A 24,458-nucleotide genomic window follows, 5' to 3' on the forward strand; every position below is an offset into this window, starting at 1 on the left:
AGTCGCGCCAGGGGAACGCGCCCGATGGGACGCGCGAGACCGATCGCGACAGGGGAACGCGTCAGGGCGACCGGCCGAAGCCGATCGCCCTGACGCGCGAAGTGGTGGTGCTTAGGCGCCGAAGCCCTTGTAGCGGGTGTTGAACTTCTCCACACGGCCGGCGGAGTCGAGGATGCGCTGCTTGCCCGTGTAGAAGGGGTGCGACTCGGAGGAGATCTCGACGTCGATGACGGGGTAGGTGTTCCCGTCCTCCCACTCGATGGTCTTCGCGCTGCTCACCGTCGAGCGGGTGAGGAACGTCGCGCCCGAGGCGAGGTCGCGGAAGACCACGGGGGCGTAGGTGGGGTGGATGTCAGTCTTCATGGTGTTGCTTCCTAGTGGGTGCGTTGAGTGGTGTGGGCTGCCGTGGAGCAAAGCATGTGAGGCCCTGGGGCCAGCTAGATAGCCTACCAGACAACCCCGCGAAGGACCCCCGCGGCACACCCCGCGTTCAGGGCGCGCCGCCGGATCCCCGGCGGGACGACGGGGGCGGCGGTCAGGCCGCCCGGGCGGCGTAGCGCCCGTCCTGGTTCGTGACGGCGAGGTCGAGGCCGAAGACGTCGCTCAGCGTCTCGGACACGAGCACCTCCTCGATCGGACCGGCGGCCGCCGCGCGCCCCTCCTTCAGCAGGAGGGCGTGGGTGAAGCCGCGCGGGATCTCCTCGACGTGGTGGGTGACCATGACGATCCCGGGCGCGTACGGGGCGTTGGCGTAGCCGCTGAGCAGCTGCAGGAGCTCCTCGCGCGCGCCGAGGTCGAGGCTCGCGGCCGGCTCGTCCAGCAGGAGCAGTTCCGGGTCGGTCATCACCGAGCGGGCGATCTGCACGCGCTTCTGCTCGCCGTCGCTCAGGTCGCCGAATCGGCGGTCCTCGAGGTGGGAGAGCTTCCACTCGGCGAGCACCTGCTTCGCGCGGTCGAGGTCGAGGGTCTCGTAGTCCTCGTGCCAGCGTCCGGTCACGGAGTACGCCGCCGTCAGGACGACGTCGACGACCTTCTCCTCCGCGGGCACGCGCTTGGCCATGGCGGTCGAGGCGAAGCCGATGCGCGGCCGCAGCTCGAACACGTCGACGCGGCCCATCGTCTCGTCCAGAATCTGCGCGGTACCACTCGAGGGGTGCATGAACGCGGCGGCGACCTGCAGCAGGGTGGTCTTGCCCGCACCGTTCGGCCCGAGGATCACCCAGCGGTCGTCGCTGTCGACCGTCCAGCTGATCTGATCGAGGATCCTGTTCCCGTTGCGGACAATGGATACGTCGGTCAGCTCAAGCACGGTCGTCATGCTGTGAAGCCTACCGAAGCGCCAGGAGACGAGTGGCGGGCAGCAGCGCTATGAGACGAGTGACCGGTAGATGGCCTGCGTCTGCTCCGCGATGGTGCCCCAGCTGAAGTGGGTCTCGGCCCGCGCGCGGCCGGCCTCCCCCATGCGGTTCGCGGCCTGCGGGTCGCTCAGCACCTCGGTGAGCGTGTCGGCCAGGTCCTTCACGAAGCGGTCGGGATCGAGCGGCGTTCCGGTGCCGTCGTCGGCCTGCTCGATGGGCACGAGGCGGCCCGTCTCGCCGTCGACGATGACCTCGGGGATGCCGCCGGTCGCGGTGCCCACGACGGCGGCGCCGCAGGCCATGGCCTCAAGGTTCACGATGCCGAGCGGCTCGTACACCGACGGACAGACGAACACGGTGGCGGCCGTCAGCGAGGCGGACAGCTCCTCCAGGCTCAGCAGGCGGTCCAGCCACACGACGCCCGTCCGCTCCTCCTGGAGCGCGCGCACGCCCTCGGTCACCTCGGCGAGGATGCCGGGGGTGTCCGGCGCGCCGGCCGCGAGCACGAGCTGCACGTCCTTCGGTAGCAGCCGCGCCGCGCGGAGCAGGTAGGGCAGCCCCTTCTGACGGGTGATCCGGCCGACGAACACGACGGACGGACGGTCGGGGTCGATGCCCAGGGAGCGGACGAGCGCGTCGTCGCGCAGGGGCTTCCACTTCTCGAGGTCGATGCCGTTGTAGACGGTGGACACGCGCGACTCGTCCAGGAACGGGTACGAGCGCAGGATGTCGCGGCGCATGCCGTCGCTCACGGCGATCACGGCGTCGGCCTCGGCGAACGCGTTGCGCTCGATCCAGCTCGACACGCGGTACCCGCCGCCCAGCTGCTCCGCCTTCCAGGGGCGCAGCGGCTCGAGGCTGTGCGCCGTCACGACGTGGGGCACGCCGTGCAGCAGCTTGGCGTAGTGGCCCGCGCCGTTCGCGTACCAGGTGTGCGAGTGCACGATGTCGGCGCCCGCCACGTCCTGCGCGATCTGCAGGTCGACACCGAGGGTCTGCAGGGTCGCGTTCGCGCCGGACAGCTCCTGCGGAACGCCGTAGGAGAAGGTGTCCGCCTCGTCCCTCGGCTTGCCGAACGCCCGCACCACGACCTCGGTGTCGCGCCTCAGGGCCTTGACCAGCTCGGTCACGTGGACACCAGCGCCCCCGTAGATCTCCGGCGGATACTCTTTCGTGATCACATCTACGCGCACGATGAAACGCTAGTGCACGCGGTCCCTCTGTGCCTCTACGCTGAAGACCATGTCATCAAAGAAGATCTTCGCCATCGTCCTCGCGGGTGGGGAGGGCAAGCGCCTCATGCCCCTTACCGCCGACAGAGCGAAACCCGCGGTTCCCTTTGGTGGTCATTACCGGCTGATCGACTTCGCCCTCTCGAACCTCATCAACTCGGGGCTGAACCAGATCGTCGTGCTGACCCAGTACAAGTCGCACAGCCTCGACAGGCACGTGTCGCAGACCTGGCGCCTCAGCACGATGCTGAACTCCTACATCGCGTCCGTCCCCGCGCAGCAGCGGCTGGGCAAGCGCTGGTTCAGCGGATCGGCCGACGCGATCCTGCAGAGCCTCAACCTCATCCGTGACGAGAAGCCCGACATCGTGGTCGTGGTCGGAGCGGACCACGTGTACCGCATGGACTTCAGCCAGATGATCGACGCGCACATCGCGTCCGGCCTCGGCGCCACGGTCGCCGCCATCCGTCAGCCCATCTCGCTCGCGGACCAGTTCGGCGTCATCGACGTGGAGCCGAGCAACCCGACGAAGATCCGCGCCTTCCTCGAGAAGCCCAAGAACCCGGTGGGCCTCGACGACTCCCCCAACGAGGTGCTCGCCTCCATGGGCAACTACGTCTTCGACGCGGACCAGCTCATCGACGCGGTCATCCAGGACGGCGACCTGCCGGACTCCAAGCACGACATGGGCGGCGACATCGTGCCGTGGTTCGTGTCCCAGGGCAACGCGGGCGTGTACGACCTCAACCGCAACGAGGTGCCCGGGGCGACGGACCGTGACCGCTACTACTGGCGCGACGTCGGGACGATCGAGTCCTTCTACGACGCCCACCAGGACCTCATCGCGGCCCTGCCGGTGTTCAACCTGTACAACCAGCACTGGCCGATCTTCAGCCAGCAGCTGAACGCCCCGCCCGCCAAGTTCGTTCGCGACGCACACGGCAACACGGGAACGCTCATCGACTCGATCGTGTCGCTCGGCTCCCTGTTCTCGGGCGCGCACATCGAGCGGAGCGTGCTCGGCCCCTGGGTCACCGTCGAGTCGGCCGCGCGCGTCGTCAACTCCATCGTGTTCGACAAGGTGCGGGTGTCGCCGAACGCGACCGTGGTCCGCGCTATCCTCGATAAGGACGTGGTCGTCGAAGCCGGCGCATCCGTCGGCGTCGACCACGATCACGACCGGGCCCGCGGCTACGTCGTGACGGAGAGCGGCATCACTGTCGTCGGAAAGGGCGAGCGCGTAGTCCCATGAGCATCGGCACTGGAACGATCTCCGGTGCCGATACCCAGTTCCTCGTGGTGATGGACGTCGACTCGACCCTCATCGAGAACGAGGTCATCGAGCTCCTCGCTGACGCGGCGGGCAGCCTTGCCGCGGTCGCCGCGGTGACGGAGCGCGCGATGGCCGGCGAGCTCGACTTCGAGCACAGCCTGCGCGAGCGCGTCCGCACGCTCGCCGGGTTGCCCGTCGCCGCCTTCGACGAGGTCGCCGAGCACGTGCGGCTGACGCCGGGCGCCCGGCACCTCATCGAGGTCCTGCACGACACCGGCTCCCGGGTCGCCGTCGTCTCCGGCGGCTTCCATGAGGTGCTGGACCCGTTCGCGGAGGAGCTGCACCTGGACTACTGGCGGGCGAACCGGCTCGAGGTCGTGGACGGCCGGCTGACCGGCGGTCTCGTGGGGCCGATCATCGACGCGCTCGGCAAGCGGCATGCGCTCGAGGAGTGGGCCGCCGCCTGCGGCGTACCGCACGACCGCGTCGTCGCGGTGGGCGACGGCGCGAACGACCTCCGGATGATGGACGCCGCCGGACTCTCGGTCGCCTTCAACGCGAAACCGCTCGTGCGCTCGCACGCCGACGTCGTGATCGACGTGTGCGACCTCAGCCAGGTGCTGCCGCTCCTCGGCCTGCGCGGCTGAGCACTACCCCGCGGCACACCACCTCACGGTCCCTGAGCCCGTCGAAGGGACGCAACACTCCCGCGGCACACCACCTCACGGTCCCTGAGCCCGTCGAAGGGACGCGGATCCCTCTACAGCGCGCGGCCGAACGCGGCGAGCTGCGCGATGTTGCCCGGCATCCCGGCCGACTCCGTCGCGACCTTCGAGAGATGCGCGACGTTGTCGAGGTAGGCGAAGAAGAGGTACGCGCCGAAGGTGTCGGGCTCCACGCGAGCCGGGCCGCCTGCGTCCGCGTAGGCGGCGTGGAAGCGCACGCGCTGCCGGGGCAGCAGGTAGAGGATGGCGCTCGCGACGTCCAGCGCGGAGGGTCCGAGACCGGCGCGGTCGAAGTCGATGACGGCGGGACGATCACCGGTGAGCACGAGGTTGCCCGGGTGGTAGTCGCCGTGGATCATGATCGGCTCGTCGGCGCCCCCGAGGACCGCCTCAAGCACGCGCATGCCGTGCTCCAGGTCGGCCCGGGTCGTGCCGCGGTCGAGCTCTGAGGAGCACCCGGCCTGGATCAGCGTCATCCGGGCCCGGGCGTAGTCCGCGTCGTATCGGCGTCGTGCGCGGCCGAGGTCCCGCGCGTCCTCCCGCTGCCCCCGCAGGTGCAGGGCCGCGAGCGACCGCGCGAACGGGGTCACGTCGGCGTGCGGCGGGAGGGCGCTGAGCATCGTCCCGTCGATCCAGCGCAGCAGCGACAGCCTTCGGAGGCGCCCGTCGAGCATCGACTCGCTCGTCCACGCGCCGTGCCTCGTGCGCACGGGCTCCGGCACCACGACGTCGCCGTCGGCCGCGAGGAGCTCGAGCCAGGCCAGCTCGGCGTCGATCTGCTCAGCGGTGCGATGGGCGACGTGCATGCGCAGGAGGTAGGAGGACTCCCCGGGGGCGTCCACCCGATAGGCGTGGTTCTGGCTGGCACCGAGACGGTGCAGCGTGTGCGGACCGATCGACCAGGCCGAGGCCAGGTCGTCGACCGCCTGTTCCCAGGTGGTCGACACGTCCCCGGCCCGCTAGTGACCCATGCCGAGGCCGCCATCCACGGGGATGACGGCACCGGAGACGTACGCCGCGGAATCGCCGGACAGCCACTCGATGACCTGCGCCACCTCGTCCGCGGTTCCGTAACGCGCGGCGGGGATGGCCTTGCGGTACTCGGCCTGGGTGGCCTCGGGCAGCTCCGCGGTCATGTCGGTCTCGATGAAGCCGGGGGCGACGACGTTCGCGGTGATGCCGCGGGCGCCGAGCTCGCGGGTGAGCGACCGGGCGAGGCCGATGAGGCCGCTCTTCGAGGCGGCGTAGTTGACCTGTCCCGCCGAGCCGTAGAGTCCGACGACGCTGGAGACGAGCACGATGCGGCCGAAGCGGGCCTTCAGCATGCCCTTCGACGCGCGCTTCACGACGCGGAAGGCGCCGCTCAGGTTGGTGTCGATGACCGACGTGAAGTCCTCCTCGGTCATCCGCAGCACGAGGGTGTCGCGGGTGATGCCCGCGTTGGCGATCAGCACCTCCACGGGCCCGAGGGCCGCCTCCACCTCGCCGAAAGCGCGGTCGACGGACGCCGAGTCCGTGACGTCGGCGCGGACGGTGAGGCTGCCCTCCGGGCCCTCGCCCGAGCGCGCCGTCACGGCCACCCGGTGTCCGGCGGCGACGAAGCGCTCGGCTATCGCGTAGCCGATCCCCCGATTTCCTCCGGTGACGAGGACGGTCCGGGGTGTCGTCATCTGTGTGTTCTCCTTGGGTGCAACGGTATGTGAGGCTCCTGAGAGCCGGAAGTCAGCCTAGTCGTAGGCTTGACGGGACAGGGCCAGTACCCCCTGCGAGACGGCGTGGACACTGTGAAGAACCAGTCGATCACCTCGCTCCCCCGGTCACCAGAAGAGGACCGCCGGGCGCGCATGATCAAGTACTCCCTTGCGATGGGGATCAGGATGGTGTGCATCCTGAGTCTGCTGTTCGTGCAGGGCTGGTGGCTCGTCGTCATGGGCATCGGCGCGATTGTGCTGCCGTACATCGCGGTCGTGCTCGCGAACGTGGGCACGCAGACCGGCGGCGCCGTCGAGGCCCCGACCGGCCGCGAGGTCATGATCCGCAACCCGCAGGCGCCGATCATTGTGACGCCCGCCGCCGAGCAGCCGATCCCGCACCCGGCCGAGCAGTCGTTCCCGCGCTCCGGCGACGATCGCGCCCCTCAGGCCGACGATCAGGCCCGGGGCTGGCACTTCCCCTCCGAGTTCCCGCAGGGCGGCCGCGCCTTCCCATACGAGCCCGACCGGCCCGCCGACCGTTCCACCGAGGGTCAGGCGTGATCGGTGCCGGCCAGGCACCCGAGCGACTGACCTGTTCGCGCGCCGGTTGCCTGGAGCGCGCGACATGGCGCGTCGAGTGGCGCAACCCAAAGATCCACACCGAGGACCGGGTGAAGGTGTGGCTGGCGTGCGACGAGCACGTCGACTACCTGCGTGGGTTCCTCGCGGCGCGCGAGTTCCCCCTCCGGGTCGTCGCCGCGGACGAGGTGGCCTCCGGCGCCCTCGACGGCGCCGTGAGCGAGGCGGATCGCGGCCAGGGGGCGCCGGCGTGAAGAACTGGCGCTTCGTGCTCCACCGCCGCTGGGCGGGCTACCTCGCGGTGACCGTGCTGTTCGCGGTCGCCTGCGGTCTGCTTAGCAACTGGCAGTTCCACCGCCGCGAGGAGGCGGTCACGGAGATCAACCGCATCGTCGCGAACTGGGACCGCGAGCCGGTGCCGCTCGAGCAGGCGCTGCCCGAGCTCGACTCGTTCGAGGAGGGCCAGAAGTGGACGCCCGTGACGCTGCGCGGGCGCTACCTGGAGGACGAGCAGCTGCTCGCCCGCAACCGTCCGCTGAACGGCCGCCCCGGATTCGAGGTGCTCACGCCGCTGCGGCTCGAGGACGGCACGGTGTTCGTCGTCGACCGCGGCTGGCTGTCCGTCGGCAACGAGCAGGATCTGCCGGACGACGTGCCCGAGCCGCCCGCCGGCGAGGTCACGGTCGTGGCGCGACTGAAGGCGGGCGAGCCGATCATCCCGGGGCGCAGCGCGGGCGAGGGCCAGATCGCGACCGTGCACCTGCCGGACATCGCCGATCGCCTCGGCGCGCCGACATACACGGGCGCGTACGGGCTCATGGCGTCCGAGGACCCGGCGCCTGCGACGCGTCCCGTGGCCGCCCCGCGGCCCGCGGAGGACGAGGGCTCGCACCTCTCGTACGCGCTGCAGTGGATCGCGTTCGGCGTGCTGGGCTTCATCGGACTCGGCTACGCCATCCGCAACGAGTACCGCATCTGGAACGCGGACGACCCGCAGGAGCAGGAGCGCGCCCGGGAGCGGGAGCGCCGCCGCGCGGCCCGCACGCCGACGGACGCGGACATCGAGGACAGCATCCTCGACAACCGCTGACCCGCCGCAACCGGGGTCGCAACAGCGGCGGATGGTGCGTCGCAGCACATCCGCCCGCTCACCCTGCGCAACTCAGCAGATCCGCCCGTCACCCCGACGCAACTCAGCAGATCTACCCGGCGACCCTGCGCAACTCAGCAGATCCGCCCGTCACCCCGACGCAACTCAGCAGATCCGCCCGTCAACCCGACGCAACTCAGCAGATCCGCCCGTCAACTCCACGCAACTCAGCAGATCCGCCTATCAACCCCACGCAACTCAGCAGATCCAGCCACCAATCCCACGCAACTCAGCAAGTCCGAGCCGACACGCCGATGGGCGGGGCCGCTGGACGGCGTGTCGTCGCCCGACTGCTGAATTGCGTCGCGCGGCGCATCCGGGAAGGCCCGGCGGAGCCGAAAGGGACAGTGTGGTCCCCCGGTCGGCGTGCAGTGGCGCACTCGCCGCGCGCTACTCCAGGGAGATGAGGTCGAAGTACTCCGGGTTCCAGTGATCCTCGGTGCCGTCCGGCATGATGAGGACGCGCTCGGGGTTGAGCGCCTCCACGGCGCCCTCGTCGTGGCTCACCAGCACAACGGCGCCCGAGTAGCTCGCGAGCGCACCCAGGATCTCCTCGCGGCTCGCGGGGTCCAGGTTGTTGGTCGGCTCGTCGAGCAGCAGCACGTTCGCGCCGGATACCACGATCATCGCGAGCGCGAGGCGGGTCTTCTCGCCGCCGGAGAGCACGCCGGCCGGCTTGCTGGAGTCATCGCCCGTGAAGAGGAACGAGCCGAGCACGCGCCGCGCCTCCATCTCGGTGAGGTTGGGCGACGACGACACCATGTTCTCGAGCACGGAGCGCTTGACGTCGATGGTCTCGTGCTCCTGCGCGTAGTAGCCGATCCGCAGTCCGTGGCCCGGCTCGATCCTGCCGGTGTCGGGCTGGTCGACGCCCGCGAGGATGCGCAGCAGCGTCGTCTTGCCCGCGCCGTTGAACCCCAGGATGACGACCTTCGAACCGCGGTCGATCGCGAGGTCGACGGCGGTGAAGATCTCCAGCGAGCCGTAGTTCTTGCTGAGGTCGCTCGCCATGAGCGGCGTGCGGCCGCAGGCCGCGGGCTCCGGGAAGCGCAGCTTGGCGACGCGGTCGACCGCGCGCACCTCCTCGAGCCCGGACAGCATCTTCTCGGCGCGGCGCACCATCTGGTGGGCGGCGGCGGCCTTCGACGCCTTGGCACCGAAGCGGGCGGCCTGCTGCTGGAGCACACCAGCCTTCTTCTCGATGTTGGCGCGCTCCTTCTTGCGGCGCTCCTCGTCCGCGGCACGCTGGCGCTGGTAGTTCTTCCAGTTCATGTTGTAGATGTCGATGACCTGACGGTTCGCGTCGAGGTAGAAGACGCGGTTCACCGTCTCGCCGACGAGCTCCACGTCGTGGCTGATCACGATGAGGCCGCCCGAGTAGTTCTTGAGGAACTCGCGCAGCCAGACGACCGAGTCGGCGTCGAGGTGGTTGGTCGGCTCGTCGAGCAGCATCGTGTCGGCACCGGAGAAGAGGATGCGCGCGAGCTCGATACGGCGGCGCTGACCACCGGACAGGGTCTTGAGCGGCTGATCGAGGATGCGGTCCGGCAGGCTGAGATTGCTTGCAATGGACGCGGCCTCCGCCTCGGCGGCGTACCCGCCGAGGGCGGTGAAGCGCTCCTCGAGCCGCCCGTAGGTCTTCATGGCCGCGGCGCTGACCTTGTCGTCGGTCGACGCCATCTCGAGCATCGCCTGCTGCATCTTGAGGCCGAGCGTGCCGAGCCCGCGGGCGTCGAGGATGCGGGTGCGGGCGAGGTCGTCCGGGTTCCCGGAGCGCGGGTCCTGCGGCAGGTAGCCGATCTCGCCGGAGCGCTCGATGCGCCCGCCGCTCGGCTGCAGGTCGTTGGCGAGGACTTTGGTGAGCGTGGTCTTGCCGGCACCGTTGCGGCCGACGAGTCCGATCTTGTCCCCCGCCGTCACCCGGAAGTTCACGTCCTCCATGAGGAGTCGCGCGCCAACACGCAACTCGAGGTCATGTACAGCGAGCACAGGCAGCATCCAATTCTTTGGTTGTCTACCGACAACAGGGAGGAGGGGGATCGACCAAATAGTATAAATCGTGCTGCCTGGGCGAATTCCCCGGCCACTCGAAGGAGATTGCGTATGTCGAACCTGTCGCTGGCCGTCGGCCGCCCCACCATCGCCGACCGGGTGCTCCCGCGCTCCCTGGCCACGGACCTCGTGCTCGTCGCCACCGGCGCAGCCCTCGTCGCCGCCGCGGCGCAGCTCTACGTGCCCATGTGGCCGGTGCCGATCAGCGGCCAGACGTTCGCCGTGCTGCTCGTCGGAACCGCCCTCGGCGCTTCCCGTGGTGCCCTGTCCATGGTCCTGTACGCCCTCCTCGGCCTCGTGGGCCTGCCCGTCTACACCGACGGCTCCTCGGGCCTCGCGGTGCTCGGAGGCACGACCGGTGGCTACATCGTCGGCTTCGTGGCCGCCGCCGCCGTGAGCGGATGGCTCGCGCAGCGCGCCTGGGACCGCCGCGTGCTCGGCACCCTCGCCACCTTCGCCGCCGGCACCGTCACCATCTACGCGTTCGGCCTGCCCTGGCTCGCGGTCACGCTCGGCGCGATGGGCGTGCCGGACGTGCTCGGCACCACCATCTCCGGCGGCCTCCTCCCGTTCGTCGTCGGCGACGCGCTGAAGGCGCTGCTCGCGGCCGGGCTGCTGCCCTTCGCCTGGAAGGCCCTCGGCCGCGCCGACCGCCGCCCGAACGCCGCGGAGTAACTTCCAAGCTCGTTCCACCGCGTACGCCGCATCCTCCAAAGGGTGCGGCGTTTCGTGTTTCCGGGTCGGTTGCTTCCGAACGGCGAGCGGACTCCTCGCCCACCGGCGAGAACCCCTTGACCGCCCGGAAGCGGGACGAGAAGGATGATCGCGACAACACCGACGCACTCTCACCGCATACGTGGTCGAACATCAGGGCGTGCGATCGACGGTTCGGCCACCCCTCCCGCGACGTGATCGTCCACCGCGTCGCACGTTGTGGACGGACGAATCATGAATCACTCGAGGCCGCTCGTCAGCGCGGCCGCACTTCTCTCGCTGATGGCCGCCTCCCTGGTCGGGCCGACGATCGCGAACGCGACACCGAACGCGCCAGTCGGCGAACCCAGTGAGGTATCGACCGGTCGGTCCGTGAGCACCCCCGAGGTCATCGCGAGCGGCCTACAGGGCACATCCGGGGGCACGATCGGCCCGGATGGCGCCCTCTATGTCGCGGAGGGGATCACCGGTGAGATCACGCGGGTCGACAGACGCACCGGCGCGACGTCGACCTACGCGACGGGCCTTCCCGAGCGTGTGATCGAGGGACTGGGTGGCGCGATCGACGTCGCCTTCCGCGGCGACACCGCCTACGTGCTCGTCACCGTCGTGGGGCCGGACGTCGGGGGGAACGCTATCGACGGCATCTACCGGATGGACGATGCCGACAGCTTCACGGTGATCGCCGACATCGGCCAGCACGCCGTCGACAACCCGCCGACGTTCGACTTCGATATCGAGGTCGAGCGGGGGGTCCAGTATGCGCTCGAGACCGTCCGCGGCGGCTTCCTGGTCACCGACGGCCACCTCAACCGGGTGCTGTACGTCGGCACGGGCGGTGAGATCAGGGAGGTCATCGACTTCCCGAACGTCGTGCCGACGGGCATCGAGGTGTTCCGTGGCCGGATCCACATCGCTCTGGCCGGTCCCGTGCCGCACACCCCGGAGGACGGCCGGATCGTCGCGCTCAGCCGCCGGGATGGTCAGGCTCGCGACATCGCGTCGGGCTACAGCCTCCTCGTCGATGTGGAGCGCAACCGGTGCGGCCTCTACGCGCTCTCGCAGGGCGACTCCCCCGGCGCGGTGCCTGCGGGGTCACCCGCTCTGCCGGACTCCGGCGAACTGCTGAGGGTCGAGCACGACGGCACGTTGAGCGTCGTCGCCGAAGGCCTCGACCTGCCGACCTCGGTGGACTTCGTTCGCGACACGGCCTACGTGGTCACGCTGACCGGCGAGGTCCTGAGGATCCGCAACGTGTCCCACGGCGACCGGTCGCACCATGAAGCGTCGGACCACAAAGCGTCGGACGACGTGGCGCTGGATGAGGAGCCGGATCCGGCCCAGCTCCAGGGCTACGGTCACCGGCACGGCTGCGGGGGCGGACACCACCACTGACGCCACGGGATGCACGAAGCGGCCGACCCCAGGACGGGGCCGGCCGCTTCGGTCGTTCGGTGCTGCGGTCAGATCGCGAAGCCGAGGGCGCGCATCATGTCGCGCCCGTCGTCGGTGATCCGCTCCGGGCCCCACGGCGGCATCCACACCCAGTTGATGCGGAACGCCTCCACGTGCCCGTCGAGCGCCTCGGCGGTCTGCTCCTCGATCACGTCGGTGAGCGGGCAGCCGGCCGACGTGAGCGTCATGCCGATCACCAGCGCGTCGTTCTCGTCGTCCCAGCCCAGGTCGTAGATCAGGCCGAGGTCGACGATGTTGACGCCGAGCTCGGGGTCGACGACGTCCTTCAGCGCCTCCTCGATCTCGTCGAACTTCTCGGGTGCAAGCGTTGTGACCATGACAGTCCTCCTAGCTGAGGGGCGCGCCCGCGAGGTAGCGGTCGTAGCCCTCGTCCTCGAGCCGGTCCGCGAGCTCGCGTCCGCCCTGCTCGGCCACGCGGCCGGCAACGAACACGTGCACGAAGTCGGGCTGGATGTAGCGCAGGATGCGCGTGTAGTGCGTGATCAGCAGGATGCCGAGGCCGGTGTTCGCCTTGGCGCGGTTGACGCCCTCCGAGACGATCTTCAGCGCGTCCACGTCGAGGCCGGAGTCGGTCTCGTCGAGCACGGCGAACTTCGGCTTGAGCAGCTCGAGTTGCAGGATCTCGTTGCGCTTCTTCTCGCCGCCGGAGAAGCCCTCGTTGACGTTGCGCTCGGCGAACACGGGGTCCATGCGCAGGTTGCTCATCGAGTCGCGCACGTCCTTGATCCAGCCGCGGATCGCCGGCGCCTCGCCGTCGATCGCGGTCTTGGCGGTGCGGAGGAAGTTGGAGACGGTGACGCCGGGGATCTCGACCGGGTACTGCATGGCGAGGAAGAGGCCGGCGCGGGCGCGCTCGTCGACGCTCATCTCGAGCACCTCCTGGCCGTCGAGCAGGATGGAGCCGCTCTCGACGTGGTACTTCGGGTGGCCGGCGATCGTGTAGGCGAGGGTGGACTTGCCGGAGCCGTTCGGGCCCATGATCGCGTGGATCTCGCCCTCGTTGATGGTGAGGTCGACACCGCGCAGGATCTGCTTGGTGCCCTGGTCGGTCTCGACGCTGACGTGCAGGTCGCGGATGTCAAGTACGGACATGGTTCGTTCCTAAGCTGTGGGGGTGGGGTCGATGTAGATGTCGCCATCCACGATGGTCACGGGGTAGACGGGCACCGGCTCGTAGGCGGGCAGCGTGAGCGGCTTGCCGCTCTTCAGGTCGAACTTCGACCCGTGCGCCCAGCACTCGAGCGTGTCGTCCTCGACGAACCCCTCGGAGAGGGAGATGTCGCCGTGGGTGCAGGTGTCGCCGATGGCGTGGCACACGCCGGCGGAGTCCTTGACGAGCGCGATCGCCTTGTCGTCGATCGTGATGCGCAGGGCCTGGTTCGGCTCGAGGTCGGCCTCGGGCAGGATCTTGATCGCGGCCATCAGAGCGCCATCCCGTTCTGCTGGGCGGTCCCGGTCACCTGCGGCGCCTCGGGTACCTGGGATGTCTCGGTGGCCTGGCCACCGGCGAGCTCGGCCTCGATCGCGCGCTGGAGGCGCTCCTGCAGCTCGGACGAGCCGATCTTCTGCACGATCTCCACGAGGAAGCCGCGCACGACGAGACGCCGGGCCTCGTCCTCGCGGATGCCGCGGGCCTGCAGGTAGAACAGCTGCTCGTCGTCGAAGCGTCCGGTCGCGCTCGCGTGGCCGGCGCCGAGGATGTCGCCGGTCTCGATCTCGAGGTTCGGCACGGAGTCCGCGCGGGTGCCCTCGGTGAGCACGAGGTTGCGGTTCTGCTCGTAGCTGTCGGTGCCCGGCGCGCTGTGACCGATGAGCACATCGCCGATCCACACGGACCGCGCGCCCTCGCCCTGCAGGGCGCCCTTGTAGTTGACGCGGCTCTTGGTGTGCGGAGCGTCGTGGAACACGTACACCTGCTGCTCGAGGTGCTGCCCCGAGTCGGAGAAGTACAGGCCGAGCAGCTCGACGTCGCCGCCTTCGCTGCCCAGGTGGGCCGACGGGTTCACCCGGACGATCGAGCCGCCGAGGCTCACGACGACGTGCTTGAGCACGGCGTCGCGGCCGACCTCGACGAAGTGGCTCGCGAGGTGAACCGCGTCGTCGTCCCACTCCTGCAGGCTGACTATCGTGATCTGCGCCGACTCGCCGATGACGAACTCGACGTTCTCGGTGAGCTTCGCGGCACCGGTGTTCTCGAGGATGACGATGGCGCGGCTGAACGGCTTCGCGGTGATCACCGTGTGGGCGGCGCGTGGTGCCGAGCCGAGAAGGGACCGCGTGATCACGACCTGCTTCTCGTCCTCGCCGGACACGGTCACGGCCAGAGCCTTCTCGAACGAGCTCCACGCGTTCGCGGACGCGCGCTCCTCGGGCTTGCCCACGGAGCCGATCCGGGCATCGTTCCGGTCGATCCACTCGACCGTGACGTCCGGCGTCGCCGACGACTGCACCTCGTAGGGGGAGCCGTCGAGGCTCCCGGAGATGAGGTCGGCGAGCTTCGCGACCGGGGTGTACTTCCACACGGCCTCCCGGCCGGTGACGGCCGGGAAGTCCGCGACGTCGAACGACGCGAAGCGCTCGGAGCGGGTCTGGACGGGGACGGTCGCCCATCCCCCGTCCGAGTGAGCCTTCAGGCCGTGCTGCGCGGTGGGGGCCGCGTTCGTGCCGGTTGTGGTGGCGATGGGGATCGTCATCTAGCCGATGGTTCCTTTCGAGATTGGGAAGGAGGCGGAGCTGGCGAGGTCAGCCCACGCTGCCTTCCATGCCCATCTCGATGAGCTTGTTGAGTTCGAGCGCGTACTCCATGGGGAGCTCGCGGGCGATGGGTTCGATGAACCCGCGGACGATCATGGCCATGGCCTCGTCCTCGGGCATGCCGCGGGACATCAGGTAGAAGAGCTGCTCCTCGCTGACGCGCGACACCGTCGCCTCGTGGCCGAGCTGCACGTCGTCGACGCGGATGTCGATGGCCGGGTAGGTGTCCGACCGGGAGATCGTGTCGACCAGCAGCGCGTCGCAGCGCACGGTGTTGGCGGAGTGGTGCGCCGCGGCGTCCACCCGCACCTCGCCGCGGTAGCCGGCGCGGCCGCCGCCGCGGGCGATCGACTTCGAGACGATCGACGACTGCGTGTACGGCGCCATGTGGATCATCTTCGCGCCGGCGTCCTGGTGCTGGCCGGGGCCGGCGAACGCGACGGACAGGGTCTCGCCCTTGGCGTGCTCGCCCATCAGGTAGATCGACGGGTACTTCATCGTCACCTTGGAGCCGATGTTGCCGTCGATCCACTCCATGGTCGCGCCCTCGTGCGCGACCGCACGCTTGGTGACCAGGTTGTAGACGTTGTTCGACCAGTTCTGGATGGTCGTGTAGCGCACGCGGGCGTTCTTCTTGACGATGATCTCGACCACGGCGGAGTGCAGGGAGTCCGACTTGTAGATGGGAGCCGTGCAGCCCTCGATGTAGTGCACGTAGCTGCCCTCGTCGGCGATGATGAGCGTGCGCTCGAACTGGCCCATGTTCTCCGTGTTGATGCGGAAGTAGGCCTGCAGCGGGATCTCGACGTGGACGCCCTTGGGGACGTAGACGAAGGATCCACCCGACCAGACGGCCGTGTTCAGCGCGGCGAACTTGTTGTCCCCGGCGGGGATGACGGAGCCGAAGTACTCCTCGAAGAACTCCGGGTGCTCCTTGAGCGCCGTGTCGGTGTCCATGAAGATGACGCCCTGCTCCTCGAGATCCTTCTGGATCGAGTGGAACACGACCTCGGACTCGTACTGGGCGGCGACACCGGAGACAAGGCGCTGGCGCTCCGCCTCGGGGATGCCCAGGCGCTCGTAGGTGTTCTTGATGTCGTCGGGCAGGTCGTCCCAGGTCTGGGCCTGCTTCTCCGTGGAGCGCACGAAGTACTTGATGTTGTCGAAGTCGATGCCGGTGAGGTCTGCGCCCCAGGTCGGCATGGGCTTCTTGCCGAAGAGCTGGTAGCCCTTGAGGCGGCGCTGCAGCATCCAGTCCGGCTCGTTCTTGAGCTGGGAGATGTCGGCGACGACCTCGGGCGAGATGCCGCGGCGGGCGGACGCTCCGGCTACGTCGGAGTCTGCCCAGCCGAATTCGTACTGGCCGAGGCTCGCGAGTTCGGGTCGGTCGATCAGGACGTCTGACATGTAAGTAGTACCTCTTTTCCTGACCATCTCAACGTTCAGCGCCTTATGGTCATTCCCGATTCACCGGCATGGGTGCCGTTCCCGCGCTCGATCCGGCGCAGGGTGAACCGCTCCTGGATGGGGCGTTCACAGTGTGTTGACAATCACGCCGACAGACACTTCTTAGACTGGTGCATCGGCACGGTTTCCGCACGATCGGCGTCCTGCTCTGCGCACGCTCGCCGGTCCCGCGGCAACAGCGTCGTCAACCTCCCAATTCTATGTCAGACCGCCATCCATCCGAAAGGCGACGCGTGTCCAACAGTCTCGATACGGGGCGATCTCCCAGCGGCGGATTCCTCGGTCAGGTGACCCTGCTGTGGGCCCGTTTCCGGGCCTGGCTCCCGGACGACGTCGACCGTCGGGTGCGGGTCATGGCGTGGGCGACGCTGATCTCCCAGACGCTGCTCGTGGGCACCGGCGGCGCCGTCCGGCTCACCGGATCCGGGCTCGGCTGCCCCACCTGGCCGCGCTGCACGGACGGCTCCTTCGTCAACACGCCGGAAATGGGCATTCACGGCGTCATCGAGTTCGGCAACCGCCTGCTCACCTTCGTGCTCGTGGTGGTCGCGATCCTCACGTTCCTCGCCGTGCTGCGCCTGAGGCGCCGCGGCTACGGGCTCTTCTCGCTCGCCGTCGCGATCGCCTGCGGCATCCCCGCGCAGGCCGTGATCGGTGGCATCTCCGTGCGGATGCAGCTGAACCCCTACGTCGTCGGTCTGCACTTCGTCGTGTCCATCGTGCTCGTCGCCCTGTCGACCGTGCTGGTGTGGCGCACCCGCTACCCCCGCGAGCAGAGGATCCGGCTCACGCCCGGCTGGCTGGCCGGGGCCGCGCACGCAACCTCCTTCTTCGTGGCCGTCACGATCCTGGTGGGGATCGTGACCACGGGATCCGGCCCGCACGCCGGGGACGCCGGAGCGGCTCGCAACGGGCTCGACTCCGAGTTCCTGCAGCACGTGCACAGCTGGCCCGCCTACATCGTGCTCGCCCTCACGGTCGTGCTCTGGGCGTCCGCGCGGCGCCTGCGCCTGCCGCGGATGCTGAGCTTCGTCACCCTGCTGCTCGTCGTCGAGGTGCTGCAGATCGTCGTGGGCATCACCCAGTCGCGCCTCGGCCTGCCGGAGATCCTCGTGGGCCTGCACATGGTGCTCGCCTGCGTGCTCGCCTCGGCGATGACCGCGGTCGTGCTCAGCCTCAAGGGCGCCCCCGCCACCGAGACCCTGCGCAGCCCGTCGGAGCCGGCCCTCGCCGCACGGTAGGTGCCGCGGAGCTTGGTGGGCGCACGCACGGCACGGGGTCGCTGAGCCTGTCGAAGCGACGTAGGGAACCGGCCGGAGGTGGGGGTGCGGTCCAACACGGTCGCTGAGCCTGTCGAAGCGACGTAGGGATCCGCTCCGGGACGGAGTGCGGTCGAACACGGTCGCTGAGCCTGTCGAAGCGACGTAGGGATCCCACGGGCATCGCGGAAGAAAGCGCGCTTGACGCCCGGAGGTCCCTCGACGCAGTTCAGCAGATCCGGCGCGACACGCCATTCAGCGGCACCTCTTTCGGGCGTGTCGAGCGGGATCTGCTGAGTTGGGTCCTGTGGCACTCGGGATCTGCTGAGTGGCGTCATTGAGGCAGCCGGATCTGCTGAGTTGCGTCCCTTCGACGGGCTCAGGGACCGTGTCGGCGTCGGCTGCACGGGATGAGGACCATGCGCGCGCCCGTTGCTACGGCAGTGCCAGAACGCGATTCAGCAAATTCGACGCGACACGCCGTCCAGCCCAACGGTCACGCGGTGTGTCGGGCGAGATCTGCTGAGTTGCGTCGTGCGGCAGCCCGATCTGCCGAGTTGCGTCCCTTCGACAGGCTCAGAGACCGTAACGGCGTCCGCTCCACCCGGCGAGCGGCGCCACGAGAGCCCGGCTCCCCAACCCCGCTCCGAACCCTAGAAGGGGAGGAGGGGGTCGATGCCGACCGCGAGGAAGAGGAGCGAGAGGTAGGTGATCGAGGCGTGGAAGACGCGCATCGGCTTCACCTGCTCGTGGCGCACGGCCATGTCGTAGAGGCGGTGCGACTCGTAGATGAACCAGCCGCCCGCGACCAGCGCGGTGATCGTGTAGACGAGGCCCATCTCGGCGACCGGGATCAGCAGCAGCGAGCACGCGATGGTGGCCCACGCGTAGAGGACCGTCTGCAGGCCGACGAGCGCCCGGCCGCGGACGACCGCGAGCATCGGGACGTTCACCGACGCGTAGTCCTCGCGGTACTTCATGGAGAGCGGCCAGTAGTGCGGCGGCGTCCAGAGGAACACGATCGCGAACAGGATGACCGGAGCCCACGTGATCTCGCCGGTGACGGCGGCCCAGCCGATGAGCACGGGCATGCAGCCCGCCGCGCCGCCCCAGATGATGTTCTGCGGGGTGCGACGCTTCAGCCACAGCGTGTAGACGAAGACGTAGAAGAGGATCGCCGCGAGCGAGAGCGCCGCCGCGAGCCAGTTCGAGATGGCCCCGAGCAGCACGATCGACGCCGCGCCGATGATCCACGCGAACACCAGCGCCTCGCGGTCGCTCAGCTCCCCCGTCACCAGGGGGCGGCGCTGCGTGCGCTTCATGACGCGGTCGATGTCGCGGTCGATGTAGCAGTTGAAGGCGTTGGCCGAGCCCGCGCTCAGAGCGCCGCCGATGAGGGTGCCGAGGATCAGCCATCCGTTGGGGATGCCGCCGGCCGCGAGGACCATGACGGGAGCGGTCGTCACAAGGAGCAGCTCGATCACGCGAGGCTTCGTCAGGGCGAGATATGCCTTGGCCTTGCGTGCGATTCCGATCCGCTGCTCGTCGACCCGGCTCTCGATGGCGACGTCCAATTGCACCTCGTTCTTGGCTGATGTACCGACAAACGATTCTAGGTCATTGTGCCTGCGCGCCAACCCGGCACCGGATCACGGCCCCGGTGTCCGTCCGAGCCGCCCCCCGATGATTCGAACCCGAACGGCGTACCCGCGCTCCCCCGCCACGGCAAGCCCCGCGCGGGGTGCCCGCACCGCCTGGCGCAGGGTACCTATACTGGATGGGGTCCGTCTGGGCCTGTATTTCGCTTCGCAGAAGGGCAATAACCAGTGGCAGATTTGCAGTGGGATTCCGTCGACGACCGGGCCGTGGACACCGCAAGAATTCTGGCGGCAGACGCCGTGGAGAAGGTGGGGAACGGACACCCCGGTACGGCGATGAGCCTCGCGCCCGCTGCGTACCTGCTCTTCCAGAAGGTCATGCGCCGTGACCCCTCCGACGCGACCTGGATCGGGCGCGACCGCTTCATCCTCTCCGCGGGGCACAGCTCGCTCACCCAGTACACGCAGTTCTTCCTCGGCGGCTACGGCCTCGAGATCGAGGACCTGCAGGCCCTCCGCACGTGGGGCTCCAAGACCCCCGGCCACCCCGAGTACGGCCACACCGACGGCGTGGAGATCACCACCGGCCCGCTCGGTCAGGGCTTCGCGTCCTCCGTCGGCTTCGCCTACGCCGCCCGCTACGAGCGCGGCCTGTTCGACCCGGAGACCCCCGCGGGCGAGAGCCCCTTCGACCACTTCATCTACGTGATCGCCAGCGACGGCGACATGCAGGAGGGCATCACCAACGAGGCCGCGTCGCTCGCCGGCCACCAGGAGCTCGGCAACCTCGTCGTCATCTACGACGCCAACCAGATCTCCATCGAGGACGACACCGACATCGCGTTCACCGAGGACGTCGCCAAGCGGTTCGACGCGCTCAACTGGCACGTCCAGACGGTCGACTGGAAGAAGACCGGCGACTACGTCGAGGACATCCAGGAGCTGCACGCCGCCGTCGAGGCGGCCAAGACCGAGACCGGCAAGCCGTCGCTCATCGTCCTGAAGACCATCATCGGTTGGCCCAGCCCGAAGAAGCAGAACACCGGCAAGATCCACGGCTCCGCCCTCGGCGCCGAGGAGCTCGCAGCCGTGAAGGAGGTCGTCGGCTTCGACCCCGAGCGCACCTTCCAGGTCGACGAGGACGTCCTCGCTCACACCCGTGAGGCCGTGACCCGCGGTCAGGCCCAGCACGCCGAGTGGAACGAGCAGTTCGAGGCGTGGGCCACGGCCAACCCCGAGAAGAAGGCGCTGTTCGACCGCGTTCAGTCGGGCGACCTCCCCGAGGGCATCGAGGACGCGCTCCCCCAGTTCCCCGCAGGCAAGGACGTCTCCACCCGCGCCGCGAGCGGCAAGGTCATCAACGCGATCGCCGACCTGGTCCCCGAGCTGTGGGGCGGATCCGCCGACCTCGCCGAGTCGAACAACACGACCATCGAGAGCGCCGCGTCCTTCGTGCCCGCCCACCGCTCGACCGGAGCGTGGAGCGGCAACGAGCAGGGTCGCGTCCTGCACTTCGGCATCCGCGAGCACGCCATGGCCGCCATCCTGAACGGCATCGTGCTGCACGGCAACACGCGCCCCTTCGGCGGCACGTTCCTCATCTTCAGCGACTACATGCGCGCGGCGGTCCGCCTCGCGGCCCTCATGCAGGCGCCGTCGATCTTCGTCTGGACGCACGACTCCGTCGCGCTCGGCGCGGACGGCCCCACCCACCAGCCGGTGGAGCAGCTGACCGCCCTCCGCGCGATCCCGGGACTCGACGTCATCCGCCCCGCGGACGCCAACGAGGTCGCGTACGCGTGGCTGAACATGCTGGCCCGCCGCCGCGGACCCGCAGGCATCGCGCTCTCCCGCCAGAACCTCCCCGTGTTCGAGCGCGGCGAGGGCGACGCAGAGGGTGACACCTTCGCCTCGGCGAAGAACGTCGCCAAGGGTGCGTACGTGCTGGCCGAGGCCCCGGGCGGAACGCCCGACGTGATCCTCATCGCCACCGGCTCCGAGGTGCAGATCGCCGTCGACGCCCGCGCCGCACTGCGCGAGGAGGGCGTCAACGCCCGCGTCGTCAGCGCGCCGAGCCTCGAGTGGTTCGCCGAGCAGAGCGACGAGTACCGCGAGTCGGTGCTGCCGTCCGGCGTGCGGGCCCGCGTGTCCGTCGAGGCCGGCATCAAGCTCAGCTGGTACCCCTACATCGGCGACGCCGGCCGCAGCGTGTCCATCGAGCACTTCGGCGCGTCCGCCGAGTACGAGCGTCTGTACAAGGAGTTCGGCCTCACCACCGAGGCCGTCGTCTCGGCCGCCAAGGAATCGATCGCGTCCCTCTAGAGCGCCATCCGCGCCGAGGACGACAAGCGACAAGAAGGAGACAACAGAACATGACCGACACCACAACCACCCCCACCGCCCAGCTGTCCGCGCTCGGGGTGAGCATCTGGCTCGACGACCTGTCACGCGAGCGCATCAACTCCGGCGGCCTGCAGAAGCTGATCGAGGAGAAGAACGTCGTGGGCATCACGACGAACCCCACGATCTTCGCGAGTGCCCTCTCCAAGGGTGAGGCGTACGACCAGCAGGTGCGCGAGCTCGCCGCCGACGGCGCCGACGTCGACCGTGCCGTCTTCGAGATCACCACGGCGGACGTCGGCCAGGCGGCCGACATCTTCCGCCCGGTCTACGACTCGACCGACGGCTTCGACGGCCGCGTGTCGATCGAGGTGTCGCCCACCGCGGCGCACGACGCCCAGGCGACGATCGACGAGGCGAAGCGCCTCTGGGAGCGCATCCAGAAGCCGAACGTCATGATCAAGATCCCGGCGACGGTCGAGGGCCTCGAGGCCATCACCGCGGCGATCTCGGTCGGCACGAGCGTCAACGTCACGCTGATCTTCAGCCTCGAGCGCTACCGCCAGGTCATCAACGCCTACCTCACCGGCCTCGAGCAGGCCAAGGAGGCCGGCATCGACCTGTCGACCATCCACTCGGTCGCGTCCTTCTTCGTGTCGCGCGTCGACACCGAGATCGACAAGCGCCTCACCGCCGTCGGCACCGAGGAGGCCCTCGCCCTGAAGAGCAAGGCCGGCGTCGCCAACGCCCGCCTCGCCTACCAGGTCTTCGAGGAGTCCTTCGCGAGCGAGCGCGCCAAGGGCCTGCTCGCCGCGGGCGCCAACATCCAGCGCCCGCTGTGGGCCTCGACCGGCGTCAAGGACCCGTCGCTCCCCGACACCCTGTACGTCACGGGCCTCGCGGTCGCTCACACGGTCAACACCATGCCGGAGAAGACGCTCGAGGCGACCTTCGACCACGGCGTCATCGAGGGCGACCAGGTCACCGGCAACTACGAGGACGCCAACGCGATCCTCGACGCCGTGGCCGCCCAGGGCATCTCCTACGACGAGGTGACCCAGCTGCTCGAGAAGGAGGGCGTCGAGAAGTTCGTCGTCTCCTGGAACGAGCTGCTCGAGACGGTCAAGACGGCGCTGGACGGCGCCAAGTGACCATCGAGATCCGCGTAAGCGGGGACGCCGAGGAGGCGGTCACCCGCGTCGTCCCGACGCTCGTCGGCGACCGCGTCGCGTCCCTCATCGCCGCCCACGACGCCACCCTGTGGGGTCCGGAGGCCGAGGAGGAGTCCGCCAAGCGCCTGGGCTGGACGGAGGCCGTCTCGGTCTCCGCCCCGCTCGTCGCGGAGATCGTCGCCCTGCGCGACGAGCTCCGCGCCAAGGGCGTCGACCACATCGTGCTCGGCGGCATGGGCGGATCCTCGCTCGCCCCCGAGGTCATCACGCGCACGGCGGGCGTCGAGCTCACCGTGCTCGACTCGACGGACCCGGAGCAGGTCTCCGCCGCCCTCGCCGACCGGCTCGAGACCAGCGCCATCGTGGTCTCCTCGAAGTCCGGCGGCACCGTCGAGACCGACAGCCAGCGTCGCGCCTATGAGAAGGCGTTCACCGACGCCGGCATCGACCCGCGCGAGCGGATCATCGTGGTCACCGACCCCGGATCGCCGTTCGAGCAGCTCGCCAAGGACCTCGGCTACCGCTTCTTCACGGCGGACCCCACGGTCGGTGGCCGCTTCTCGGCTCTCACCGCCTTCGGCCTCGTGCCGTCCGGTCTCGCGGGCGTCGACATCCAGCAGCTGCTGGACGAGGCCGCGGCCGTGCAGCCCCAGCTCGAGGCGGACACCGAGGACAACCCCGGGCTCGTGCTCGGCGCGGCCATCTCCGCGACGTCCCCCCGCCGCGACAAGCTGGGCATCGTCGCAGACGGCACGCCCATCGTCGGCTTCGCCGACTGGGCTGAGCAGCTCATCGCGGAGTCGACGGGCAAGAACGGCACGGGCATCCTGCCTGTCGTCCTCGACACGAACGCGCCCGAGCTGACCGCCGACATCGCCGACCTGCAGATCGTGCGCCTGGTGGCTGACGCGTCGATCGCACCGGAGCACTCGGGCGAGATCCTGATCAGCGGCAGCCTCGGCGGGCAGATGCTCGTCTGGGAGTACGCGATCGCCGTCGCCGGCCGCCTCCTCGGCATCAACCCGTTCGACCAGCCGGACGTCGAGTCCGCCAAGGTCGCGGCGCGCGGTCTGCTGGACGAGCGCCCCGCCCCGACCGAGCCGGCCTTCGTCTCCGACGGCATCGAGGTGCGCGGCACCGAGTCGGTCGTCGCGAACGCCACGACGCTCGCCGGCGTGGTCGACGCGCTGCTCGCGCAGCTGCCCGCGACGGGCTACGTGTCCGTCCAGGCCTACACGAACCGCATCGCGCACCCGCAGCTCGCCGAGCTGCGGGACCTGCTCGCGGCGCGCTCGAAGCGTCCGGTCACGTTCGGCTGGGGTCCCCGCTTCCTGCACTCCACCGGTCAGTACCACAAGGGCGGCCCCGCCGAGGGCGTGTTCCTGCAGATCACCACGGCGACGTCGACGGACCTCGAGGTCCCCGACCGCCCCTTCACCTTCGGGCAGCTCATCGCCGCCCAGGCGCAGGGCGACGCGACGGTGCTCGAGGACCACGGCCGTCCGGTCGTGCGCCTGCACCTGACCGACCCGGATGCGGACGCCGCCGCGCTCAGCAGCGCCCTGCGCTAGCAGCACATTTCAGGACAGTGCCGGCGATCCGGCACGTCGATAAA

At 69.3% G+C, this 24,458-nt stretch carries 23 protein-coding genes; 11 read left to right on the forward strand and 12 right to left on the reverse strand.

The features are described from left to right. Positions 1–111: 111 nt before the first annotated feature. The 3 genes from DAI20_RS14165 to glgA all read right to left on the reverse strand — a co-directional run bounded on the left by DAI20_RS14165 (position 112) and on the right by glgA (position 2,551). Complete coding sequence (locus DAI20_RS14165) at positions 112–363, reverse strand: type B 50S ribosomal protein L31 (protein WP_108251975.1); 252 nt, start codon at positions 361–363, stop codon at positions 112–114. Between the two features lie 172 nt (positions 364–535). After that, complete coding sequence (locus DAI20_RS14170) at positions 536–1,318, reverse strand: ABC transporter ATP-binding protein (RefSeq protein WP_108251977.1); 783 nt, start codon at positions 1,316–1,318, stop codon at positions 536–538. Between the two features lie 48 nt (positions 1,319–1,366). Then, entirely contained in the window at positions 1,367–2,551 is a 1,185-nt protein-coding gene (glgA, locus tag DAI20_RS14175; protein ID WP_108251979.1) for a glycogen synthase, read from the reverse strand. A gap of 49 nt (positions 2,552–2,600) precedes the next feature. On the opposite strand from glgA, the gene DAI20_RS14180 reads away from it, so the two are divergent. Both DAI20_RS14180 and serB read left to right on the forward strand, forming a co-directional pair. Further along, complete coding sequence (locus DAI20_RS14180; protein WP_108251981.1) at positions 2,601–3,842, forward strand: glucose-1-phosphate adenylyltransferase; 1,242 nt, start codon at positions 2,601–2,603, stop codon at positions 3,840–3,842. Then, positions 3,839–4,510, forward strand: a complete 672-nt coding sequence (serB, locus tag DAI20_RS14185) for a phosphoserine phosphatase SerB (protein WP_108251983.1) — start codon at positions 3,839–3,841, stop codon at positions 4,508–4,510. The genes DAI20_RS14180 and serB overlap by 4 nt, the downstream gene beginning before the upstream one ends. 113 nt (positions 4,511–4,623) lie before the next feature. Here serB and DAI20_RS14190 read toward each other — a convergent pair whose 3' ends face one another. Both DAI20_RS14190 and fabG read right to left on the reverse strand, forming a co-directional pair. Next, positions 4,624–5,535: a phosphotransferase enzyme family protein gene (locus DAI20_RS14190; protein ID WP_108251985.1), complete on the reverse strand. Its 912-nt coding sequence runs from the start codon at positions 5,533–5,535 to the stop codon at positions 4,624–4,626. A gap of 12 nt (positions 5,536–5,547) precedes the next feature. Beyond that, positions 5,548–6,258 carry a 3-oxoacyl-ACP reductase FabG gene (gene fabG / locus DAI20_RS14195; RefSeq protein WP_108251987.1) on the reverse strand — a complete coding sequence of 237 codons (711 nt, stop codon included), beginning with the start codon at positions 6,256–6,258 and terminating at the stop codon, positions 5,548–5,550. Between the two features lie 105 nt (positions 6,259–6,363). Between fabG and DAI20_RS14200 the strand changes: the two genes are divergently transcribed. From DAI20_RS14200 to DAI20_RS14210, 3 genes are read left to right on the forward strand one after another with little or no spacing between them, the layout of a single operon-like run. After that, positions 6,364–6,843: a DUF3099 domain-containing protein gene (locus DAI20_RS14200; protein WP_240606087.1), complete on the forward strand. Its 480-nt coding sequence runs from the start codon at positions 6,364–6,366 to the stop codon at positions 6,841–6,843. Further along, entirely contained in the window at positions 6,840–7,115 is a 276-nt protein-coding gene (locus DAI20_RS14205; RefSeq protein WP_108251989.1) for a hypothetical protein, read from the forward strand. The genes DAI20_RS14200 and DAI20_RS14205 overlap by 4 nt, the downstream gene beginning before the upstream one ends. Beyond that, positions 7,112–7,951, forward strand: coding sequence for an SURF1 family cytochrome oxidase biogenesis protein (locus DAI20_RS14210; protein ID WP_108251991.1), 840 nt, complete (start codon positions 7,112–7,114; stop codon positions 7,949–7,951). Before DAI20_RS14205 ends, DAI20_RS14210 begins: the two co-directional genes overlap by 4 nt. 450 nt (positions 7,952–8,401) lie before the next feature. On the opposite strand, the gene DAI20_RS14215 is transcribed toward DAI20_RS14210, so the two are convergent. Then, a complete protein-coding gene (locus DAI20_RS14215; protein ID WP_108252588.1) occupies positions 8,402–10,000 on the reverse strand; it encodes an ABC-F family ATP-binding cassette domain-containing protein in 1,599 nt (532 codons plus the stop codon). Positions 10,001–10,114: 114 nt separating this feature from the next. Between DAI20_RS14215 and DAI20_RS14220 the strand changes: the two genes are divergently transcribed. Both DAI20_RS14220 and DAI20_RS14225 read left to right on the forward strand, forming a co-directional pair. Further along, the gene (locus DAI20_RS14220) at positions 10,115–10,738 is read left to right on the forward strand and encodes a biotin transporter BioY (protein WP_108251993.1); all 624 of its coding nucleotides are present in this window, start codon (positions 10,115–10,117) and stop codon (positions 10,736–10,738) included. Between the two features lie 411 nt (positions 10,739–11,149). Continuing rightward, positions 11,150–12,172, forward strand: a complete 1,023-nt coding sequence (locus tag DAI20_RS14225; protein WP_159085075.1) for a ScyD/ScyE family protein — start codon at positions 11,150–11,152, stop codon at positions 12,170–12,172. A gap of 68 nt (positions 12,173–12,240) precedes the next feature. On the opposite strand, the gene DAI20_RS14230 is transcribed toward DAI20_RS14225, so the two are convergent. The 5 genes from DAI20_RS14230 to sufB are packed head-to-tail and all read right to left on the reverse strand — an operon-like array spanning position 12,241 to position 16,414. Then, complete coding sequence (locus DAI20_RS14230) at positions 12,241–12,570, reverse strand: metal-sulfur cluster assembly factor (protein ID WP_108251996.1); 330 nt, start codon at positions 12,568–12,570, stop codon at positions 12,241–12,243. A gap of 10 nt (positions 12,571–12,580) precedes the next feature. Beyond that, on the reverse strand, positions 12,581–13,345 hold the full coding sequence (gene sufC / locus DAI20_RS14235; RefSeq protein ID WP_108251998.1) for a Fe-S cluster assembly ATPase SufC: 765 nt from the start codon (positions 13,343–13,345) through the stop codon (positions 12,581–12,583). Between the two features lie 9 nt (positions 13,346–13,354). Continuing rightward, positions 13,355–13,675 carry a non-heme iron oxygenase ferredoxin subunit gene (locus tag DAI20_RS14240; RefSeq protein WP_108252000.1) on the reverse strand — a complete coding sequence of 107 codons (321 nt, stop codon included), beginning with the start codon at positions 13,673–13,675 and terminating at the stop codon, positions 13,355–13,357. Then, on the reverse strand, positions 13,675–14,946 hold the full coding sequence (gene sufD, locus DAI20_RS14245; RefSeq protein ID WP_108252002.1) for a Fe-S cluster assembly protein SufD: 1,272 nt from the start codon (positions 14,944–14,946) through the stop codon (positions 13,675–13,677). The genes DAI20_RS14240 and sufD overlap by 1 nt, the downstream gene beginning before the upstream one ends. 49 nt (positions 14,947–14,995) lie before the next feature. After that, positions 14,996–16,414: a Fe-S cluster assembly protein SufB gene (gene sufB, locus DAI20_RS14250; RefSeq protein ID WP_108252004.1), complete on the reverse strand. Its 1,419-nt coding sequence runs from the start codon at positions 16,412–16,414 to the stop codon at positions 14,996–14,998. A 293-nt stretch (positions 16,415–16,707) separates the two neighbouring features. On the opposite strand from sufB, the gene DAI20_RS14255 reads away from it, so the two are divergent. Next, positions 16,708–17,715, forward strand: a complete 1,008-nt coding sequence (locus DAI20_RS14255; protein WP_240606088.1) for a COX15/CtaA family protein — start codon at positions 16,708–16,710, stop codon at positions 17,713–17,715. Between the two features lie 671 nt (positions 17,716–18,386). Here the strand turns inward: DAI20_RS14255 and DAI20_RS14260 are convergent. Continuing rightward, entirely contained in the window at positions 18,387–19,307 is a 921-nt protein-coding gene (locus tag DAI20_RS14260) for a heme o synthase (RefSeq protein WP_108252008.1), read from the reverse strand. 252 nt (positions 19,308–19,559) lie between these two features. Between DAI20_RS14260 and tkt the strand changes: the two genes are divergently transcribed. From tkt to DAI20_RS14275, 3 genes are read left to right on the forward strand one after another with little or no spacing between them, the layout of a single operon-like run. Next, the gene (tkt, locus tag DAI20_RS14265; protein WP_108252010.1) at positions 19,560–21,653 is read left to right on the forward strand and encodes a transketolase; all 2,094 of its coding nucleotides are present in this window, start codon (positions 19,560–19,562) and stop codon (positions 21,651–21,653) included. Positions 21,654–21,703: 50 nt separating this feature from the next. Further along, positions 21,704–22,822, forward strand: coding sequence for a transaldolase (gene tal / locus DAI20_RS14270; RefSeq protein ID WP_108252012.1), 1,119 nt, complete (start codon positions 21,704–21,706; stop codon positions 22,820–22,822). Then, the gene (locus DAI20_RS14275) at positions 22,819–24,414 is read left to right on the forward strand and encodes a phosphoglucose isomerase-related protein (protein ID WP_108252014.1); all 1,596 of its coding nucleotides are present in this window, start codon (positions 22,819–22,821) and stop codon (positions 24,412–24,414) included. The genes tal and DAI20_RS14275 overlap by 4 nt, the downstream gene beginning before the upstream one ends. The last annotated feature ends 44 nt before the right edge of the window (positions 24,415–24,458 follow it).

This window comes from Planctomonas deserti (assembly GCF_003067705.1).
Taxonomy (GTDB): domain Bacteria; phylum Actinomycetota; class Actinomycetes; order Actinomycetales; family Microbacteriaceae; genus Planctomonas; species Planctomonas deserti.

Bases quoted from the DNA above. Each gene is read 5' to 3' on its own strand.
- DAI20_RS14165 (WP_108251975.1), bottom strand. From the start codon at position 363: ATGAAGACTGACATCCACCCCACCTACGCCCCCGTGGTCTTCCGCGAC.
- DAI20_RS14170 (WP_108251977.1), bottom strand. From the start codon at position 1,318: ATGACGACCGTGCTTGAGCTGACCGACGTATCCATTGTCCGCAACGGG.
- DAI20_RS14180 (WP_108251981.1), top strand. From the start codon at position 2,601: ATGTCATCAAAGAAGATCTTCGCCATCGTCCTCGCGGGTGGGGAGGGC.
- serB (WP_108251983.1), top strand. From the start codon at position 3,839: ATGAGCATCGGCACTGGAACGATCTCCGGTGCCGATACCCAGTTCCTC.
- fabG (WP_108251987.1), bottom strand. From the start codon at position 6,258: ATGACGACACCCCGGACCGTCCTCGTCACCGGAGGAAATCGGGGGATC.
- DAI20_RS14220 (WP_108251993.1), top strand. From the start codon at position 10,115: ATGTCGAACCTGTCGCTGGCCGTCGGCCGCCCCACCATCGCCGACCGG.
- DAI20_RS14230 (WP_108251996.1), bottom strand. From the start codon at position 12,570: ATGGTCACAACGCTTGCACCCGAGAAGTTCGACGAGATCGAGGAGGCG.
- sufC (WP_108251998.1), bottom strand. From the start codon at position 13,345: ATGTCCGTACTTGACATCCGCGACCTGCACGTCAGCGTCGAGACCGAC.
- DAI20_RS14240 (WP_108252000.1), bottom strand. From the start codon at position 13,675: ATGGCCGCGATCAAGATCCTGCCCGAGGCCGACCTCGAGCCGAACCAG.
- sufD (WP_108252002.1), bottom strand. From the start codon at position 14,946: ATGACGATCCCCATCGCCACCACAACCGGCACGAACGCGGCCCCCACC.
- sufB (WP_108252004.1), bottom strand. From the start codon at position 16,414: ATGTCAGACGTCCTGATCGACCGACCCGAACTCGCGAGCCTCGGCCAG.
- tal (WP_108252012.1), top strand. From the start codon at position 21,704: ATGACCGACACCACAACCACCCCCACCGCCCAGCTGTCCGCGCTCGGG.